Annotated in this window: 18 protein-coding genes; 7 read left to right on the top strand and 11 right to left on the bottom strand. The window is 64.2% G+C overall.

Features of this window, described 5'->3' with window-relative positions; translation table 11 throughout:
- Positions 1-141: GTP-binding protein (locus Q1V43_RS07470; RefSeq protein WP_287473517.1), on the bottom strand; the 141-nt coding region annotated here is incomplete at its 3' end.
- A 112-nt stretch (positions 142-253) separates the two neighbouring features.
- Positions 254-922 carry a hypothetical protein gene (locus Q1V43_RS07465; protein ID WP_300515996.1) on the bottom strand — a complete coding sequence of 223 codons (669 nt, stop codon included), beginning with the start codon at positions 920-922 and terminating at the stop codon, positions 254-256.
- 116 nt (positions 923-1,038) lie between these two features.
- Here Q1V43_RS07465 and Q1V43_RS07460 point away from each other — a divergent pair, with 116 nt between their 5' ends.
- Entirely contained in the window at positions 1,039-2,397 is a 1,359-nt protein-coding gene (locus tag Q1V43_RS07460; protein ID WP_300515994.1) for a cytochrome P450, read from the top strand.
- Here Q1V43_RS07460 and Q1V43_RS07455 read toward each other — a convergent pair.
- Genes Q1V43_RS07455 through Q1V43_RS07445 form a run of 3 tightly spaced genes read right to left on the bottom strand, consistent with a single transcriptional unit; the run spans position 2,394 to position 7,276 of the window.
- A complete protein-coding gene (locus Q1V43_RS07455) occupies positions 2,394-3,755 on the bottom strand; it encodes a M48 family metallopeptidase (protein WP_300515992.1) in 1,362 nt (453 codons plus the stop codon). The genes Q1V43_RS07460 and Q1V43_RS07455 overlap by 4 nt on opposite strands.
- Entirely contained in the window at positions 3,752-4,942 is a 1,191-nt protein-coding gene (locus Q1V43_RS07450) for a DUF898 family protein (protein WP_300515989.1), read from the bottom strand. The genes Q1V43_RS07455 and Q1V43_RS07450 overlap by 4 nt, the downstream gene beginning before the upstream one ends.
- Positions 4,943-4,945: 3 nt before the next feature.
- Positions 4,946-7,276, bottom strand: a complete 2,331-nt coding sequence (locus Q1V43_RS07445; RefSeq protein WP_300515988.1) for a DNA topoisomerase IV subunit A — start codon at positions 7,274-7,276, stop codon at positions 4,946-4,948.
- Between the two features lie 165 nt (positions 7,277-7,441).
- Here Q1V43_RS07445 and Q1V43_RS07440 point away from each other — a divergent pair, with 165 nt between their 5' ends.
- From Q1V43_RS07440 to Q1V43_RS07430, 3 genes are all read left to right on the top strand, one after another.
- Positions 7,442-8,275: an SDR family NAD(P)-dependent oxidoreductase gene (locus tag Q1V43_RS07440; RefSeq protein WP_300515986.1), complete on the top strand. Its 834-nt coding sequence runs from the start codon at positions 7,442-7,444 to the stop codon at positions 8,273-8,275.
- Between the two features lie 166 nt (positions 8,276-8,441).
- Positions 8,442-8,645: a twin transmembrane helix small protein gene (locus Q1V43_RS07435; RefSeq protein ID WP_300515983.1), complete on the top strand. Its 204-nt coding sequence runs from the start codon at positions 8,442-8,444 to the stop codon at positions 8,643-8,645.
- 2 nt (positions 8,646-8,647) lie between these two features.
- Positions 8,648-9,238: a cob(I)yrinic acid a,c-diamide adenosyltransferase gene (locus Q1V43_RS07430; RefSeq protein WP_300515980.1), complete on the top strand. Its 591-nt coding sequence runs from the start codon at positions 8,648-8,650 to the stop codon at positions 9,236-9,238.
- 144 nt (positions 9,239-9,382) lie between these two features.
- Here the strand turns inward: Q1V43_RS07430 and Q1V43_RS07425 are convergent, their stop codons facing one another.
- Both Q1V43_RS07425 and Q1V43_RS07420 read right to left on the bottom strand, forming a co-directional pair.
- Positions 9,383-9,865, bottom strand: coding sequence for a GyrI-like domain-containing protein (locus tag Q1V43_RS07425; protein ID WP_300515977.1), 483 nt, complete (start codon positions 9,863-9,865; stop codon positions 9,383-9,385).
- Positions 9,865-10,236 (bottom strand): VOC family protein, encoded by a 372-nt coding sequence (locus tag Q1V43_RS07420; protein WP_300515974.1) that lies wholly within the window; start codon positions 10,234-10,236, stop codon positions 9,865-9,867. The genes Q1V43_RS07425 and Q1V43_RS07420 overlap by 1 nt, the downstream gene beginning before the upstream one ends.
- A gap of 164 nt (positions 10,237-10,400) precedes the next feature.
- Here Q1V43_RS07420 and Q1V43_RS07415 point away from each other — a divergent pair, with 164 nt between their 5' ends.
- Together Q1V43_RS07415 and Q1V43_RS07410 are read left to right on the top strand one after the other, a co-directional pair.
- Positions 10,401-11,159 carry an electron transfer flavoprotein subunit beta/FixA family protein gene (locus Q1V43_RS07415; RefSeq protein WP_300515971.1) on the top strand — a complete coding sequence of 253 codons (759 nt, stop codon included), beginning with the start codon at positions 10,401-10,403 and terminating at the stop codon, positions 11,157-11,159.
- Entirely contained in the window at positions 11,159-12,085 is a 927-nt protein-coding gene (locus Q1V43_RS07410) for an FAD-binding protein (protein WP_300515968.1), read from the top strand. The genes Q1V43_RS07415 and Q1V43_RS07410 overlap by 1 nt, the downstream gene beginning before the upstream one ends.
- A 130-nt stretch (positions 12,086-12,215) precedes the next feature.
- Here Q1V43_RS07410 and Q1V43_RS07405 read toward each other — a convergent pair whose 3' ends face one another.
- Entirely contained in the window at positions 12,216-13,043 is an 828-nt protein-coding gene (locus tag Q1V43_RS07405; protein WP_300515965.1) for a DUF6473 family protein, read from the bottom strand.
- Positions 13,044-13,203: 160 nt separating this feature from the next.
- On the opposite strand from Q1V43_RS07405, the gene Q1V43_RS07400 reads away from it, so the two are divergent.
- Positions 13,204-14,079, top strand: a complete 876-nt coding sequence (locus tag Q1V43_RS07400; RefSeq protein WP_300515962.1) for a 3-hydroxybutyryl-CoA dehydrogenase — start codon at positions 13,204-13,206, stop codon at positions 14,077-14,079.
- A 31-nt stretch (positions 14,080-14,110) separates the two neighbouring features.
- Here Q1V43_RS07400 and Q1V43_RS07395 read toward each other — a convergent pair whose 3' ends face one another.
- The 3 genes from Q1V43_RS07395 to Q1V43_RS07385 are packed head-to-tail and all read right to left on the bottom strand — an operon-like array spanning position 14,111 to position 15,694.
- On the bottom strand, positions 14,111-14,992 hold the full coding sequence (locus Q1V43_RS07395) for a lysophospholipid acyltransferase family protein (RefSeq protein ID WP_300516000.1): 882 nt from the start codon (positions 14,990-14,992) through the stop codon (positions 14,111-14,113).
- 23 nt (positions 14,993-15,015) lie between these two features.
- Complete coding sequence (locus Q1V43_RS07390; protein ID WP_300515960.1) at positions 15,016-15,282, bottom strand: HPr family phosphocarrier protein; 267 nt, start codon at positions 15,280-15,282, stop codon at positions 15,016-15,018.
- A 19-nt stretch (positions 15,283-15,301) separates the two neighbouring features.
- Entirely contained in the window at positions 15,302-15,694 is a 393-nt protein-coding gene (locus Q1V43_RS07385; protein ID WP_300515957.1) for a PTS fructose transporter subunit IIA, read from the bottom strand.
- Positions 15,695-15,700: the final 6 nt, after the last annotated feature.

Below are 15,700 nucleotides of genomic sequence, written 5' to 3'. Positions count from 1 at the left end.
GCCATCAATCTGGTCATAGGCCTTGAAATCACCGAAATACTTGGTGATCGCAGCCGTCAGAGTGGTCTTGCCGTGGTCGACGTGACCAATGGTGCCGATGTTGCAGTGCGGTTTGCCGCGTTCAAACTTTTCCTTAGCCATACGCCTTGTAAGCCTTGTCTGTTGGGGGGCTCGAACGAACCCAGTTCATCATCGCGCGCTCGTTACTTCTTTGCGCGGAGAAAATCAAGCGGGACTTGTCGTCAGCCCGCCCCTAACCACCCTCAGCGGGAGGTTCGGGGGCTGCTTCGCCCGGAACAGGGATCGGTTCGCCGGTTTCCGGGTCGATCGGCACGTTCACGGTGCTGAGGTCGATCTCGGGCTCTTCCGTTTCCTCTACGCCTTCCAGCGGCTCACCGCCGAACCATTCGGGATTTTTCAGCATCCAGTCGTGAATCTTCTTCGCCAGGTTACGCGCCAGGTTGCGCCGCTGGGCATGGCGGTTCTGGGTCAGACCCGAGGACAGGAAGGTCTCGGGCGAGGCCCGCTCGAACACGGTAAAGCGTTTGGGCTCCTCGTTGAGCTTGCTCTGGGTCTCGTCTTCCCAGATCGTCACGCCGGCAATCAGAACGGATTTCGGGTTTGCCACCAAGGGGATACCAGGCAGGGCCAGCACGTATCCCTCGACCTTGACCGCGATGTGGAAATAGCGGTCTCCGTCGTAGCGCCCGAAGCGCTCGTCGATCGCGGCGGTAATGCTTTCCTGCCATTCCTCCTCGGTGGCCGGGCGGGTGAGCGGCCCGGGCACCGGGTCCGGCGCCACGACGATATTGTGGCCCAGCAGGAAATCGCCCATCGGTTCGGGCGGCTCCTGCAGGTCCTTGAATTCTCCACAGGCGCTCAGGCCGAGAGCCAGCGTCAGCGCGGTCAGAATACGGTACATGGATAGCTCCCCTTGGGTCGGTCCCAGCAGGAATACCGTGTAGGCGCACCAAGCGCAAATGCGCGATTTGCGCAGCGCGCCGCTCCGGGCATAGACTGCCCTCAGGAGGAGCCCCGATGCACGCCAGCCTGCCCGTCTCCGTCGCCCTGTCGACCCGCGAGCGCGGCTTTCTGCGCGTACTGGCCGAGGCCCGGCGCAATGCGCTGGCAATCATCCCGGCGCTGTGCCTGAAACAGCCGATCGTGTCGGGCAAGGTGGTCAGGCGGTTCCACATGGTACAGGATCCGGAAAGCCTGCGCGTGATCCTGCGGGACCGGGTCGATCAATACCCGAAATCCCCCGAGGTGGGCGCGATCCTGCGCCCGGCCATCGGCCGCGGGCTGTTTACCTCGGACGGCGATCACTGGCGCTGGCAGCGCCGCGCCGCCGCGCCTGTGTTCTCCCGTCGCAATGTCGAAACGCTCGGCCCGGTGATGACCCGCGCGGCCCGGGCCGTATCGGGGCGGCTCGATGCTGCGCTGGACGGCACCGCGACGGCCGAGATCGACATGGCCGACCAGATGCTGCTGACCGCTTTCGACGTGATCGGGCAGGTCTGCTTCAGCCACAATGACGGCATTCCCCATGACCTCGCGCGGCGCGCCATCGAACGCTATCTGGCGGGCGCCGGACGGGTCTCGCTGTTCGATTTCCTTGGCCTGCCGGAATGGGTGCCCCGCCCGGCCCGACTGATGGTGGGCGGCGATCTCAAGCGTCTGAAATCCGCCGCCGTCACCGCGATCGAGGCGCGGCGCACCATGGAAGTGGACAGCCCGGACCTGCTCGACATGCTGATGGCCAGCGAAGACCCGGACACGGGCCGTCGCATGACCACGGAGGAACTGCGCGACAATGTGCTGACCTTCCTTGTGGCGGGGCATGAAACCACCGCGCTGGCACTGTCCTGGTCGCTTTACCTGCTTGCCTTCGACCCTGCGGTGCAGACCCGCGCCCGGGATCAGGCGCGGCAGGTGTTGGGGAGCCGGGCGGCGACGGTGGAAGACGTGCCTGCCCTGCCCTTCTTTCGCCAGATCATCGACGAGGCGATGCGGCTCTACCCGCCCGCCGCGCTGCTGACCCGAACGGCGCTGGCGCCGGATCAGTTGCGTGATCGAGAAATCCGCACCGGCGACACGGTGATGCTGCCGATCTACGCGCTGCACAGAAACCGCGAGCTGTGGGACAACCCGGACAGTTTCAACCCGGATCGTTTCGAAGACCCGCGCGCGATCCCGCCATTTCAATACCTGCCCTTCGGCACCGGCCCGCGCGTTTGCATCGGCATGAGTTTCGCGATGCAGGAAGCGGTGATCATCCTCTCGACCCTGCTCGCGCGGTATCGGTTCGAGGCCATCCCCGACCGCGACCCGCGCCCCGAAATGGTGTTGAGCCTGCGCCCGGTGGGGGGCGTCTGGCTGAGGGTCAGCCGCGCCTAGTCCTTTTTCGACCCGCTTTGGTCGAGATTGCCGGTGGGGGCAACGCCGGTGTCAGCCGGGGCCTCCCCTGCCCGCCCCTTGCCGCCTTTCCTGGGCGCCTCGGCGGTCCCACCCGGAGTTTCGCCAACCTCGCGCCCGACATCTTCCAGCACGCCGCTGCGCGTGCCGCCACAGATGCGGCGCAAGGCCAGCCAGTCGCTGTCCGGGATCACCGGTGTGGCGCTGATCCCGGCGGCGGCCTCGGCCTCCAGCGCGGCCCGGATACGTTCCTCATGCGTCGGGTGCGAAGCAAAGTGGGCGACGATCCCTTCGGCATCCCCGTATTCCTCGCGCAGCCGTTCGAAAAAGTGGCCCAGAGCGGCCGGGTTGACCTCGGCCCGGGTCAGCACCCCGTAGGCGAAATCATCCGCCTTGACCTCGGCGGCCTGGGAATAGCTCGCGTTGATCAGGCTTTGCGCCATCATCAAAACCACGGTGCCGCCCGCGAAATCGCCCAGCAGCAGCCCCAGCACCCCGATGGACCCAGCGGTGCGCAGCGCGCCGCGGGTGGGATCACGATGAGCCACGTGGCCGATCTCGTGCGCGAGCACGGCGGCGACCTCGTCCGGGCTTTGCGCCGCGTCGATCAACCCGCGGAACAGGACCACATGGCCGCCCGGCAGGGCAAAGGCGTTGATCATCTCGTGATCCAGCACGTGGAGCTGCAGCGGATAGGGCAGCTCTCCCTCGGCGTTCAGCCGCCCGCGCATCGCCAGAAGCGCCGCATCGCCTTCGCGGCTGGAACAGGCAGGCAGCGGCGTCGCCCCCGCTTCGTTCAGCGCGACCCGGATCTGCCTTAGCGTGGCGTCGCCCAGCGCCTTTTCCCCCTCCGGCGGAAGCAGCATCGCCAGTTGCGCCGCCAGGACCGGGACCAGGCCGAAAATGATCAGCGCGACCGAGGCCACGGCGGCCACGGACCATTTCAGAAGCCGCCCCAGGTTCTCGACCGGCGGACGGCGATCAAGCGCGGGCGCGACGCTGCGGACATGCGCCACGATCTCTGCTCCGCACAGCATCAGGCGGGCGGGGTCGCGCCCGTCCTGCCGCAAGACGATGGACTGTTTTGCCCCGGCCTGATCCCGCAAGGCGCGCAGGTCCGACAGCGGCCAGTCCAGCCGGCTGCCATCGGGCAGGGTCAGGCGCAGCCGATCCGGACGCCCCCCGCCCGTCGGCGCGGACAGCTCGACCTCGACCCGCTGCCAGCGCGCATCTATGCCATCCACGAACCAGGCGAACAATCGGTCGGAGTCGGGCGGACCCGGCGGCCCGGGCGGGTCCGGGGGCGGCGGCGGCGGTTCCGGCAGGATGATCTCGCTCATAACGCGGCCCCCACATCCAGAGCGTCGGCAAAGCCTTCGGCCTCGGCAAACTCGTCCCGCGCCCTCTGGTCGATGCCCGCCAGCGCCTCGGGGTTCAGGATCTGCGTCTGGCTGGCGAAATGCGCCGCCATCGGCAGGGTGATGAACGTATGGCTGAGCGCGCTGCCGAGCAGAAAGAAGCTGAAATAGATGCCAATGCCCGCAAGGGTGAAGATCCAGGCGGGGATGGTGTCGAAGTTTTCTTCGAGGTTGTTCAGGAACTCGATCATTTCGACCGAGGCGCTGGCGGCCAGCAGGGCCACCACGCCGATCAGCAACGCAAATATGATGGCCAGCACGCTGAGATAGATCAGAAAGCCGCCCAGCAGCCATATGCCCAGCACCCGCCCCGCGCGCGGAGTGGAGCGAAAGCGCACCTCGCCCAGCTCCTTGTGATCGGTCAGCAGGCGCCAGCTGTGCGCACGCCAATAGGCCCCTGCGAACCCGGCCCAGGGTGCGGCCAGCACCGCCAGCGCGAGCCAGGTTTCATTGTCGCTCAAAACTGCCGCGCCGATCGACACGGCCAGAACTGCGATTGCGTAAAACGCGTGTTTCAACGGCCCATATAGCATGGTCCAGCGCCCGCCCTGTTGAAATGTCATCGAGCCGAAATGGGTGCGGTCGATCAGGTATTTCTCCAACCGGAACGCCTTGAGCGGATAGAGCAGCCCGAGCGTCGCGATTGCCAGCGCCCAGTAGAACATGGCACGCCAGGCATAGCCCCAGGCGCCGGGCTCCAGCCCGAAACGAATGCCGCGCCAGCGGGTGCGCGCCAGGATATAGCGCCGCGCGCGGTACTGGGCGAAAAAGATGATCGGCAGCACGCCGATAAAGCTCAGCGCATAGGCGGTGACATTGCCTTGGAACAGGGCAAAGCTGAAAAACATCAGGATCAGGTTCACGACCCCGATGTAGAAGGCCATGACCACCACGGCGACGAGGAAGCCCAGCAGTTTTTCCAGCGGCTGGCCGGTATATTCCAGCGGCGCACCACCAGGGCGAATCGCGCTCCAGTAATAGCGCCTGAGCCGGGTTTTCATCCAGAAACGGTAGATGCCAAGCGTGAGAACGGTCAGCACGCTCGCCTTCAGGGCCAGCCGGAACAGCACCCCCCTTTCACCAACATATTCCGTTGCAAGGGGTGTCATTTCTTACTCGAACCTGTTGTTGCGCGGAAAACCGTAGGGTGGCGCCTTGCCCACGCCCGCGCGTTTGCCGATCCAGGGGGACATGTCCACCTCGGTTCGGGTGCGGTCGCCGGCGGCGGGCCAGCTCAGCCCCTCTGCGAGGTTGAAGGTCCTGGCGTCGGACAGGCCCCCATCCAGTTCCAACACCCCCTGCTTGCCGCGGGCCGAGTTGTATTTCTGCAGCCTGACCCCCTTGCCCCGGCCCATTTCGGGCAGTTCGGACACCGGGAACACCAGCATCTTTCGGTTCTCCGACATGATCGCGACATGGTCTCCGGTGATCGGCACACAGAGCTTTGCCACGTCCTCGCCGACGTTCAGAACCTGTTTTCCGGTGCGGGTCTGGGCCAGCAGATCACTTTCCGATACCACGAAACCGTTGCCCGCGTTGGAGGCCACCAGGCGCCTCGCACCGGCGCTGTGGATGAACAGGTCGATGATCTCGGCCTCGTTGGGCAGGTCCACCATCAGGCGCAGGGGTTCCCCCATGCCGCGCCCGCCGGGCAGGTTCGCCGCCGACAGGGTGTAGAACCGCCCGGTCGAGGCGAAGACCAGCAGTTTGTCTGTGGTTTCGGCGTGGAAGATGAAGCGCGGACCGTCACCATCCTTGAATTTCAGCTCGCGATTGAGGTCGATATGGCCCGACATGGCGCGGATCCAGCCCATCTGCGAACAGACCACGGTGATCGGTTCACGTTCGATCATCGCCTCCAGCGGCACCTCTTCAACCTCGGCGGCCTCGGCAAACCGGGTGCGGCGCGCGCCGCCTGCCCAATCCTTGCCGAATTTCTTTTTCGCCTCTTTCAACTGATCGGAGATGCGGGTCCATTGCAGGTCCTCGCTGGCCAGAAGATCCTCGATCTCGGCCCGTTCGCGCATCAACTCTTCCTGCTCGCGCTTGAGTTCCATCTCTTCGAGTCGCCGCAAGCTGCGCAGGCGCATGTTGAGGATGGCCTCGGCCTGGACCTCGGACAGCTCGCCCTCGCCTGGCGCCGGGCTGCGGTAATCCGCCTCGGAGGTGGCTCGGACATGGGAGATGCCCCAGTCCTCGCGCATCAAGGCGGCCTTGGGGTCGTCGTCATAGCGAATGATGTCGATCACGCGGTCCAGGTTCAGGAAGGCGATGATGAAGCCTTCCAGAACTTCCAGACGCTTGTCGATCCTGCCCAGACGGTGGCGCGAGCGGCGCCCCAGCACGTCGCGGCGGAAGTCGAGAAACGCGCGCAGCACTTCCTTCATCGAACAGACCTTGGGCGTCACCCCGTCGATCAGCACGTTCATGTTGAGGGAAAACCGCGTCTCGAGGTCAGAGTTGCGGAACATCATGTTCATCAGCAGGTCGGGATCGACGTTCTTGGACTTGGGTTCCAGAATCAGACGGATGTCATCCGCCGATTCGTCGCGCACATCGCCCAGGATCGGAATTTTCTTGAGCTGGATCACCTCGGCGATCTTTTCGATCAGCTTGGATTTCTGCACCTGATAGGGGATTTCCGTGACCACGATCTGCCATTGGCCGCGCCCCAGGTCCTCGACCTCCCATTTGGCCCGCAGGCGGAAGCTGCCGCGCCCGGTGGCATAGGCCTTGGCGATGTTTTCCCTGGGCTCGACGATGACGCCGCCGGTCGGGAAATCAGGGCCGGGCACGTAGTTCAGCAACGTGTCATCGCGCGCGTCCGGGGTCTTGATCAGATGCAGGCAGGCGTCGATCAGCTCGACAATGTTATGCGGCGGAATGTTCGTCGCCATGCCCACGGCGATGCCCGCCGCGCCATTGGCGAGAAGGGTCGGGAACTCGGTTGGCAGCACGACCGGCTCGGTCAGGCGGCCGTCGTAATTGTCACGGAAATCGACCGCGTTTTCGTCCAACCCCTGCAACATCGCCTCGGCGATGAAGGTCATCCGTGCCTCGGTGTAACGCGAAGCAGCCGGGTTGTCGCCGTCGATATTGCCGAAGTTGCCCTGCCCATCGACCAGCGGGTAGCGCACCGCGAAATCCTGCGCCAGACGGGCCATGGCGTCGTAGATCGCCGCGTCGCCATGCGGGTGGAAATCGCCCATGGTGTCGCCGGAAATCTTCGCCGATTTCAGGAACTTGCCATTCGAGACCAGTTTCAGCCGGTTCATCGCGTAGAGGATACGCCGATGCACCGGTTTCAGCCCGTCGCGTGCATCGGGCAGCGCCCGGTGCATGATCGTCGACAGGGCGTAGGTCAGGTATCTCTCGCCAATCGCGCGGCGCAGGGGCTCGGCGGTTTCGCGGATGTGTTCGTTGTTATCGCTGCTCTCACTCATGCATGCGTTTTACCGGCCCGCGCGGGGCCGAACAAGGCGATGCGGAAAAACTTGACCGCTTTTCCCCGCCATTCTGCCCTTGCCTGAGGGGCTAAGCGCCCTTCCTCCGGGGAACGAACCTCCCCTGCGCTTGCCGACAGGCCCGCGCTGCCCTAGGTCAGGGGCATGACACAGCGTAGCCTTCTGATCACCGGGTGCTCGTCGGGCATCGGATATGACGCCGCCCATGGCATGGCCAAGCGCGGCTGGCGCGTCTTTGCGACCGCGCGCAAACAGGCCGATGTGGACCGGCTGGCCGCCGAGGGGCTGGAGGCGCTGCGGCTGGATTATACCGATCATGACAGCATGACCGCCGCTCTGGACGAGGTGCTGGCCCGCACCGGCGGCACGCTGGACGCCCTGTTCAACAACGGTGCTTTCGGCCTTCCGGGTGCTGCCGAGGATCTGCCCACGGAGGGGCTGCGGTCGATCTTCGAAACCAATGTCTTCGGCGTGCACGAACTGACCCGGCGGGTGATTCCCGTGATGCGCAGGCAGGGTCACGGGCGGATCGTGCAGAACTCGTCCGTCTTGGGCTTTACCACCTACAAGTGGCGATCGGCCTACGTGGCAACCAAATACGCGCTGGAAGGGCTGACCGACACGCTGCGCATCGAGATGCGCGACACGCCGATCAAGGTGATCCTGATTCAGCCCGGGCCGATCCCGACCCGGATCCGCGAGAACTCGCGCCCGCATTTCGAACGCTGGATCGACTGGGAGAACTCGGCGCGGCGCACCCAGTACGAGGACACGTTGCTAAAGCGGCTTTACAACGAAAAACTCGGCCCCGACCCGTTCGAGCTGCCCCCCTCCGCCGTGACCGAAAAGCTGATCCACGCGCTGGAAAGCACCCGCCCGAGGCCAAAGTACTTCGTCACCAAGGCCACCTGGATCGCCGCCATTGGCAAGCGGTTTCTGCCGACCTGGGCGATGGATGCGCTGATCGACCGCAGCTGACGCGCCCCGTCTTTCCCGGCAAGCGCTTCGACGCCAATGTCCCGAGAACGCCGCAGGCGTGGCAGGGTATTGGCGATGCCGTTCAAGGCGGGGCGCGATAAGCCTCGCCAAACGGCTTTGCCCGCGCTATCACACCCCTCACGAAACGCGCGCGAAAGGACCGGACATGTTCCAGGACCCCCTCTTCATCCTTGTTGTCATAGCCGTGCTGGCGGTGCTGGTGATCCTCATGCTGGGGATCGGCACTTTCGGCGCAGGCGGCGAACTGGCGCGCAAACATTCCAACCGGATGATGAGGTATCGCGTGATCGCCCAGGCCATCGCCGTCGCCGTCATCCTCCTGTTCATCTACATGCGTGGAGGCAACTGAACATGGTCGTTCTGAACCGGATCTACACCCGCAAGGGGGACAAGGGCGAAACCTCGCTCTCTGATGGCTCGCGGGTGGCCAAGCACTCGCTGCGCGTCGACGCCTATGGCAATGTCGATGAGACCAACGCGACCATTGGCCTGGCGCGCCTGCATTGCGCTGCCGAGGGTCGCCCCGAGATGGACGAAGCCCTGGGTCGCATCCAGAATGACCTGTTCGACGTGGGCGCGGACCTGGCGCGGCCAAATATCGACAAGGACGATGAGGCAAAATTCACCCCGCTGCGCACCTTCGCCTCGCAGGTCGAACGCCTCGAGGCCGAAATCGACGAGATGAACGAGAAGCTCTCGCCGCTGAAAAGCTTCACCCTGCCCGGCGGCACCCCGCTGGCCGCGCATCTGCATCTGGTGCGCACCGTTTCGCGCCGCGCCGAACGCATGGCGACCCGCCTGGCCGAGGCCGAGCCGGGTGACGTGAACCCCGAAGCGGTGAAATACCTCAACCGCCTGTCCGACTGGGCCTTCGTCGCCTCGCGCATTGCCAATGGCAACGGCGAACATGACGTGCTGTGGGTTCCGGGCGCGAACCGCTGAAAGCGGCGGTCTGTCCTGCGGACAGATCGGCGACCGGAAGGGCGGAGCCCCGGCCCCTTGGGGCGGGCGCGAACCGGTGAATGTCCAGGGCCCGCCACGCGTCAAGCAGGGCGGGCCGGTTTCAGTGCCGCGTTTGGTGCGCGGTTAGTCTTTTACCGGCACCCAGATCTCGTAGCGCATGACCATGCCGTTTTCCTCGGAGGCCTCGCAGTCCGGGTCGTCCGGATAGCATTCGAACACCGGCCCCTCGGCCAGCTCCACCCCTGCCCCGGGCAGCCAGTCCTGCAAGACCGCATCGAACATCTGCGGGATTTCCATTACCGGGCCCCGTGCACGGAACACCGCGTAGCGCCCGGCCGGTGTGCCGACGCGGCAGGCCCCGTCCGGAACCGCGCCATTGCCCGAAACCTCGACCGCCACCGCATAGTCGAACCCCTCCGGCGCGGAATTGTAGGACAGTCCGAAAAGCGCCCCGCACAGCCCGTGCTCCGGGCAGAGCTGCGCCTGGAAGAACCGCTGGTAAAGCGCCGGGATGCGATCGCGCGTCTCAGGGGTGAACCGGTCCGACAGACCGACGAAACAGCGCGCCGGGGCATCGACGAACTCGGGCATGGGCAGGGAGACCATCACCCACCCTCCTCCGGTTGCCACAGCTCGATCGGGTTTCCCTCCGGATCGTGAATGCGGGCAAAGGCACCGATGCCTTCCATCTCGACCTCATCTTCGACCAGCACGCCCTGATCGCGCAGCTGCGCCACCATCCCCGCCAGATCCGCCACGCGGAAGTTCAGCATGAACTGCTTGTCCGGATCGCCGAAGTAATCCGTGTCCTCCGGAAAGGGTGCAAACACCGTGGCCCCGCCACCGGTCTGCCAGGGCTGTTCCTCGACCGAAGTCGGCACCGGATTGATGCCCAGGTGTTTCTCATACCAGGCCGCCAACAGCCCGGGGTTTGCCGCGCGGAAGAAAAACCCGCCGAATCCCTGCACCTTTTGCATGCACTTCCTCCTTGTTCGCGCTACCAATTTCCGCCGAAGTCACGAAACGCGACGTCGCGGCGCAATTTCCTGTCGATTTTGCCCTGTTTTCCGATGGGATGAAACGCTAAACGATGTGCGAGAGCATGTCCGCCCTTCGGGGCAAAACTGGGAGAGATCCGCCAATGAAGGTGCTTGTGCCTGTCAAACGCGTGATCGACTATAACGTGAAGGTTCGCGTCAAAGCGGACGGAAGCGGTGTCGATCTTGCCAATGTGAAAATGTCGATGAACCCCTTTGACGAGATCGCCGTCGAAGAGGCCATCCGCCTGAAGGAAGCCGGCAAGGCCGACGAGATCGTCGTCGTCTCGATCGGTGTGAAGCAGAGCCAGGAAACCCTGCGCACCGCGCTGGCCATGGGCGCCGACCGCGCCATCCTGGTCAATGCCGCCGATGACGTCCACACCGACATCGAGCCGCTGGCCGTAGCCAAGATCCTGGCGAAAGTTGTCGAAGAAGAGCAGCCGGGCATCGTTCTGGCCGGCAAGCAGGCGATCGACAACGACATGAACGCCACCGGCCAGATGCTGTCGGCGCTGCTGGGCTGGTCCCAGGGCACCTTCGCCTCCGAGCTGGACATCGACGGCGACAAGGCCATTGTGACCCGCGAAGTGGACGGCGGTCTGCAGACCATCAAGGTGAACATGCCTGCCATCATCACCGTCGACCTGCGCCTGAACGAACCGCGTTACGCTTCGCTGCCGAACATCATGAAGGCCAAGAAGAAACCGCTGGACGAGAAGACCGCTGCCGATTACGGCGTCGACGTCACGCCGCGCCTCGAAATCGTTTCGACCACCGAGCCGGAAGCGCGTGCCGCCGGCATCATCGTCGGCTCGGTTGATGAGCTGGTTGGGAAACTCAAAGAAGCGGGGGCTGTGTAATGGCTGTTCTTCTTCTCGCCGAAGTCAACAATGGTGAACTGGCGCTGGACGCCACCGCCAAGGCCGTCACCGCCGCGAAAGCCCTGGGTGACGTGACCGTTCTGGCCGCCGGCGCCTCTGCCGCTGCTGCCGGTGAAGCCGCCGCCAAGATCGACGGTGTCGCCAAGGTGCTGGTCGCCGAGGACGCATCATTGGGCCACCGCCTGGCGGAACCCACCGCTGCGCTGATCGTGTCGCTGGCCGGTGACTATTCGCACATCGTGGCCCCGGCCACGACCGATGCGAAAAACGTCATGCCGCGCGTCGCTGCCCTGCTGGACGTGATGGTGATCTCGGACGCGTCCGGCGTGGTTGACGCCGACACGTTCGAGCGCCCGATCTACGCCGGCAACGCGATCCAGACCGTCAAGTCGTCGGATGCCAAGAAGGTCGTGACCTTCCGCACCTCGACCTTCGACGCGGCTGGCGAGGGTGGCTCGGCCGCGGTTGAAACCATCTCGGCTGCCGACAACCCCGGCCTGTCCGAATGGGTCGAAGACAAGGTCGCCGCATCGGACCGCCCCGAACTGACCTCGGCCGGCGTGGTCGTGTCCGGTGGTCGCGGCGTGGGTTCGGAAGAGGACTTCGCCCTGATCGAGAAACTGGCCGACAAGCTGGGCGCCGCCGTCGGTGCCTCGCGCGCCGCTGTCGACTCGGGCTACGCCCCGAACGACTGGCAGGTGGGTCAGACCGGCAAGGTCGTCGCCCCCGAGCTTTACATCGCCGTGGGCATCTCGGGCGCGATCCAGCACCTCGCGGGCATGAAGGACTCGAAGGTCATCGTCGCAATCAACAAGGACGAAGAAGCGCCGATCTTCCAGGTTGCCGACTTCGGCCTGGTCGCCGACCTGTTCGACGCCGTTCCGGCCATGACCGACCAGCTGTAAGCACGGTCAGACAGAATGCGAAAGGCCCGCCAATCGGCGGGCCTTTCCTTTTGCGGCGGGGCAACCGGCCCCCTACTCTTTACACTAGATTGGCCCTGCCGGCACCGGTCCTGTGTCTCGCCTCCGCCAGCTACAGATGCGGGCGCAGCGCCGCTTCCAAACTGTCCGCCGCCCGCGCATGGGCCACGGTGCCCAACATGGCCCGCGCGGCGGGCTCTTCCAGTTCGGAGTAGACCATGCCTTCGTGCCCGGCTTCGATTTCCGCCTGAGTCACCCGGACCTCGACCACGTCGGTGACAAAGGGGCGCAACTCATTGATCATTTCGCCCCCCACGAACAGCGGATCCGAACCCTGGATGGAACTGCTTTCGCTGCCTGCGGGCGCGTGATCGGCCATCCACAGAAGCACGATCTTGCCGTCGATCTTCGAAATCAGTGTCTTCATCCGCGCAACCCAGGCTTCCTTCAATTCCTGTTCAACCATGGCAAACCTGTCGGGGCTCACCCTGTGCAGGCTGGTCAGCAGGTGGCGCGTGAAACTGAATTCGGTGAAATCGACATCGCGGTAGATCGTCTTCAACAGATTCGAGGCGCGCAAGAACCGGTCGTTGCGCCGCGGGTGCACCGCATAGAACCGGTTCGACAGGTTCTGCGCCCCGGTCAACTGCACCACGGTCACGGCGGCCTTGCTGGCAGCCTCCAGGATTGTCCGGTCATTGACGTAAACGTCGATGCCGGCATTGACGCATCCGAAGTTCACGACCCTGTGGTCCAGCATCTCTTCAATTTGTTGCGGAAAGGGGCGTGTGACGAATTTTCCATAGGTCTCGGTGCCCCCCAGAACCGCCACGTATGGCCCGTCGAGCTTGCGCTTCGGCCCACGCAGCAGCAGTTTGGATTTTCCATACCGGCACGGATAATAGTCAAGGGCTCCCCTGCCCAGGTTCTGATAGACCATTCCACCCACTCCTTCTAATTCACCCGAATCCGAGATTCGCAGCGAAAGCTTGAGGAAGAGCTAAACTTACAATTCGTTCTGCTTTCCAAACCCCCGCTTAACCCTTGCACCCATGCCGCACTGCCGCATAGGGTGTGAGCAACTTACGAAAGGGAAATCCATGGCGATCGAAACGGTTGGTGTTGTCGGAGCAGGCCAGATGGGCAACGGCATTGCCCATGTTCTGGCTGTTGCGGGGTATGAGGTTCTTTTGAACGACATCAGCCAGGACAGCCTGGACGCGGCCATAGCGCGCATTGCCAAGAACCTGGACCGCCAGGTGACGCGCGACGCGATCAGCGCGGCGGACCGCGACGCGGCACTGGGGCGCATCCGCACCACGCTGACCCTGACCGACCTGGGGCCGACCGACCTGGTGATCGAAGCCGCGACCGAACGCGAGACGGTGAAACAGGCCATTTTCGAGGACCTGATCCCGCATCTGAAACCCGACACGATCCTGACCTCGAACACCTCGTCGATCTCGATCACACGGCTGGCCTCGCGCACCGACCGGCCGGAAAAATTCATGGGCTTCCACTTCATGAACCCGGTGCCGGTGATGCAGCTGGTTGAGCTGATTCGCGGCATTGCCACCGACGAGCCGACCTACAAGGCCTGCCTGGCCGTGGTGGAGAGCCTGAACAAGACCGCAGCCTCTGCGGAAGATTTCCCCGCCTTCATCGTGAACCGCATCCTGATGCCGATGATCAACGAAGCGGTCTATACGCTCTACGAAGGTGTGGGCAACGTGAACTCGATCGACCAGTCGATGAAACTGGGCGCGAACCACCCGATGGGGCCGCTGGAGCTGGCGGATTTCATCGGGCTCGACACCTGTCTTGCAATCATGAACGTATTGCATGACGGGTTGGCCGATACCAAGTACCGGCCCTGCCCGCTTCTGACCAAATATGTCGAAGCCGGCTGGCTGGGCCGCAAGACCGGACGCGGTTTCTATGACTATCGTGGCGACACGCCGGTGCCGACACGCTGACATCTGCGCGGCACAGCAGAAACCCGCGTGATCAGGAACGTCCCAGACGTAGGGTATGATCGCGCAACCAGGCCATGAACCCGCGTGGATCGCTCTGCAGAAGCTCCATCTGCGCGGCGGTCAGCTCCGGGCCGACGACGGGGGCTTGGGGCTTGTTGCAGGCATGCACGATCTCGTGCAGCAGCAGCGCCTGGCGCAGGGTAGCCGACAGGCGGTTGGCGATCTGGTACCAGCGGCTGTTCGAACCCGGGAAGAAGATCGGCACGACCCGCGCACCGGACCGGCGGATCAACTGGGCGGTAAAGACGTTCCATTCCTGTTCGATTGCCGGACCGAAGAACGTGTCGGAGCTGGCCACCACCCCCGAGGGGAACAGGGTCACGAGCCCGCCCGCCCTCAGGTGGGCCATGGCCTGGGCGCGCATCTCGACCATCTTCTTCTGCGCGTCCTTGTCATCCGGGAAAGGCACCGGGATCATGTAGCTCGACGCGACCTCGTCAATCCCGTCCAGCACCGCGCGGGTCAGGATGCGATAGTCGTCCCGCCGCCGCCCGATCAGGTCAGCCAGGATCATGCCATCGACCATGCCATGCGGGTGGTTGGCCACGACCACCACCGGCCCTTCGGCGGGGATGTTCGCAAGCTGCTCTTGCGGGGTCAGAAGCGGGATGCCCATAACGTCCAGACAGGCGCGCCAGAAGGCCTGACCCACCGGCGCCCCACGACGCTCCAGCTTGCGGACCATGCGGATGATGGTCAGCTTGCCGGTCAGCCATTCGATCGCCCGCACAAGGGTGGCCTGGAGCGGGTTTTCGAAACTGTCGGCATAGGTCAGAGAGCGGCGGTCATAGTGTTGCGCCTGACGGTCCTGCTCATCGTCACCCGTGCCAGATGTCTGCGTGCTTTCGACCAATTCTGCGCCTTCTCGAGTGTCTTTCACATGCCTTCGCCGAACTTGTCGGCCACCAGGGCGTCCAGAGCCTCCATCAGTTGGGCGGCCTGAGGCCCGGACGTCTGCACGTCAATAGTCGTTCCCTTGGACGCTGCCAACATCAAAAGGCCCATGATGCTGTCCCCCTCGGCGTCCAGCCCGTCCTTTTCCACCCGTGCCGAGGCGTCATGCTTCTCGACCACGTCAACGAATTTGGCCGACGCACGGGCGTGGAGGCCTTTCTCGTTCACGATCTCAAGCTTACGCATCATCTGGTCTGACATCGGTCACTTACTCCTGAGGGCCATCGATACAGTCAATATATTTGCGTCCCGCTTTCAACGCAGCCTCGGTGGCGCGGGGCACGGACAGGTGGCGGGACTTCGCCAGCTTCAGAAGCATGGGAAGGTTCGCGCCATAGAGAATCTTTCGGTCGCTCTTGCAACAGGCGGGCAGAGAGAGGTTCGACGGGCTGCCGCCGAACATGTCCACCACCACGACCACGCCGTCACCCGTGTCCACCGCATCGGCCGCGGCCTGGATTTCCGTACGCTTGTCGGTCCGGTCGCATTCCGCATCCGTGGAAATGGCCCGCATGCCGTCCTGTCTGCCCACCACATGCTCGACCGCGGCCAGGTATTCCCCGGCCAAGCCACCATGTGCGACAATGACGATCCCGATCACGCGTCC

This window comes from Aliiroseovarius sp., from assembly GCF_030148435.1.
GTDB lineage: Bacteria > Pseudomonadota > Alphaproteobacteria > Rhodobacterales > Rhodobacteraceae > JASBTN01.
This window is presented reverse-complemented; position numbering and strand designations above follow the sequence as displayed.

What these genes read in the sequence shown, in the direction of transcription:
- Q1V43_RS07465 (WP_300515996.1), bottom strand. Translation starts at nt 922, where the DNA reads ATGTACCGTATTCTGACCGCGCTGACGCTGGCTCTCGGCCTGAGCGCC.
- Q1V43_RS07460 (WP_300515994.1), top strand. Translation starts at nt 1,039, where the DNA reads ATGCACGCCAGCCTGCCCGTCTCCGTCGCCCTGTCGACCCGCGAGCGC.
- Q1V43_RS07455 (WP_300515992.1), bottom strand. Translation starts at nt 3,755, where the DNA reads ATGAGCGAGATCATCCTGCCGGAACCGCCGCCGCCGCCCCCGGACCCG.
- Q1V43_RS07450 (WP_300515989.1), bottom strand. Translation starts at nt 4,942, where the DNA reads ATGACACCCCTTGCAACGGAATATGTTGGTGAAAGGGGGGTGCTGTTC.
- Q1V43_RS07445 (WP_300515988.1), bottom strand. Translation starts at nt 7,276, where the DNA reads ATGAGTGAGAGCAGCGATAACAACGAACACATCCGCGAAACCGCCGAG.
- Q1V43_RS07440 (WP_300515986.1), top strand. Translation starts at nt 7,442, where the DNA reads ATGACACAGCGTAGCCTTCTGATCACCGGGTGCTCGTCGGGCATCGGA.
- Q1V43_RS07435 (WP_300515983.1), top strand. Translation starts at nt 8,442, where the DNA reads ATGTTCCAGGACCCCCTCTTCATCCTTGTTGTCATAGCCGTGCTGGCG.
- Q1V43_RS07430 (WP_300515980.1), top strand. Translation starts at nt 8,648, where the DNA reads ATGGTCGTTCTGAACCGGATCTACACCCGCAAGGGGGACAAGGGCGAA.
- Q1V43_RS07425 (WP_300515977.1), bottom strand. Translation starts at nt 9,865, where the DNA reads ATGGTCTCCCTGCCCATGCCCGAGTTCGTCGATGCCCCGGCGCGCTGT.
- Q1V43_RS07420 (WP_300515974.1), bottom strand. Translation starts at nt 10,236, where the DNA reads ATGCAAAAGGTGCAGGGATTCGGCGGGTTTTTCTTCCGCGCGGCAAAC.
- Q1V43_RS07415 (WP_300515971.1), top strand. Translation starts at nt 10,401, where the DNA reads ATGAAGGTGCTTGTGCCTGTCAAACGCGTGATCGACTATAACGTGAAG.
- Q1V43_RS07410 (WP_300515968.1), top strand. Translation starts at nt 11,159, where the DNA reads ATGGCTGTTCTTCTTCTCGCCGAAGTCAACAATGGTGAACTGGCGCTG.
- Q1V43_RS07405 (WP_300515965.1), bottom strand. Translation starts at nt 13,043, where the DNA reads ATGGTCTATCAGAACCTGGGCAGGGGAGCCCTTGACTATTATCCGTGC.
- Q1V43_RS07400 (WP_300515962.1), top strand. Translation starts at nt 13,204, where the DNA reads ATGGCGATCGAAACGGTTGGTGTTGTCGGAGCAGGCCAGATGGGCAAC.
- Q1V43_RS07390 (WP_300515960.1), bottom strand. Translation starts at nt 15,282, where the DNA reads ATGATGCGTAAGCTTGAGATCGTGAACGAGAAAGGCCTCCACGCCCGT.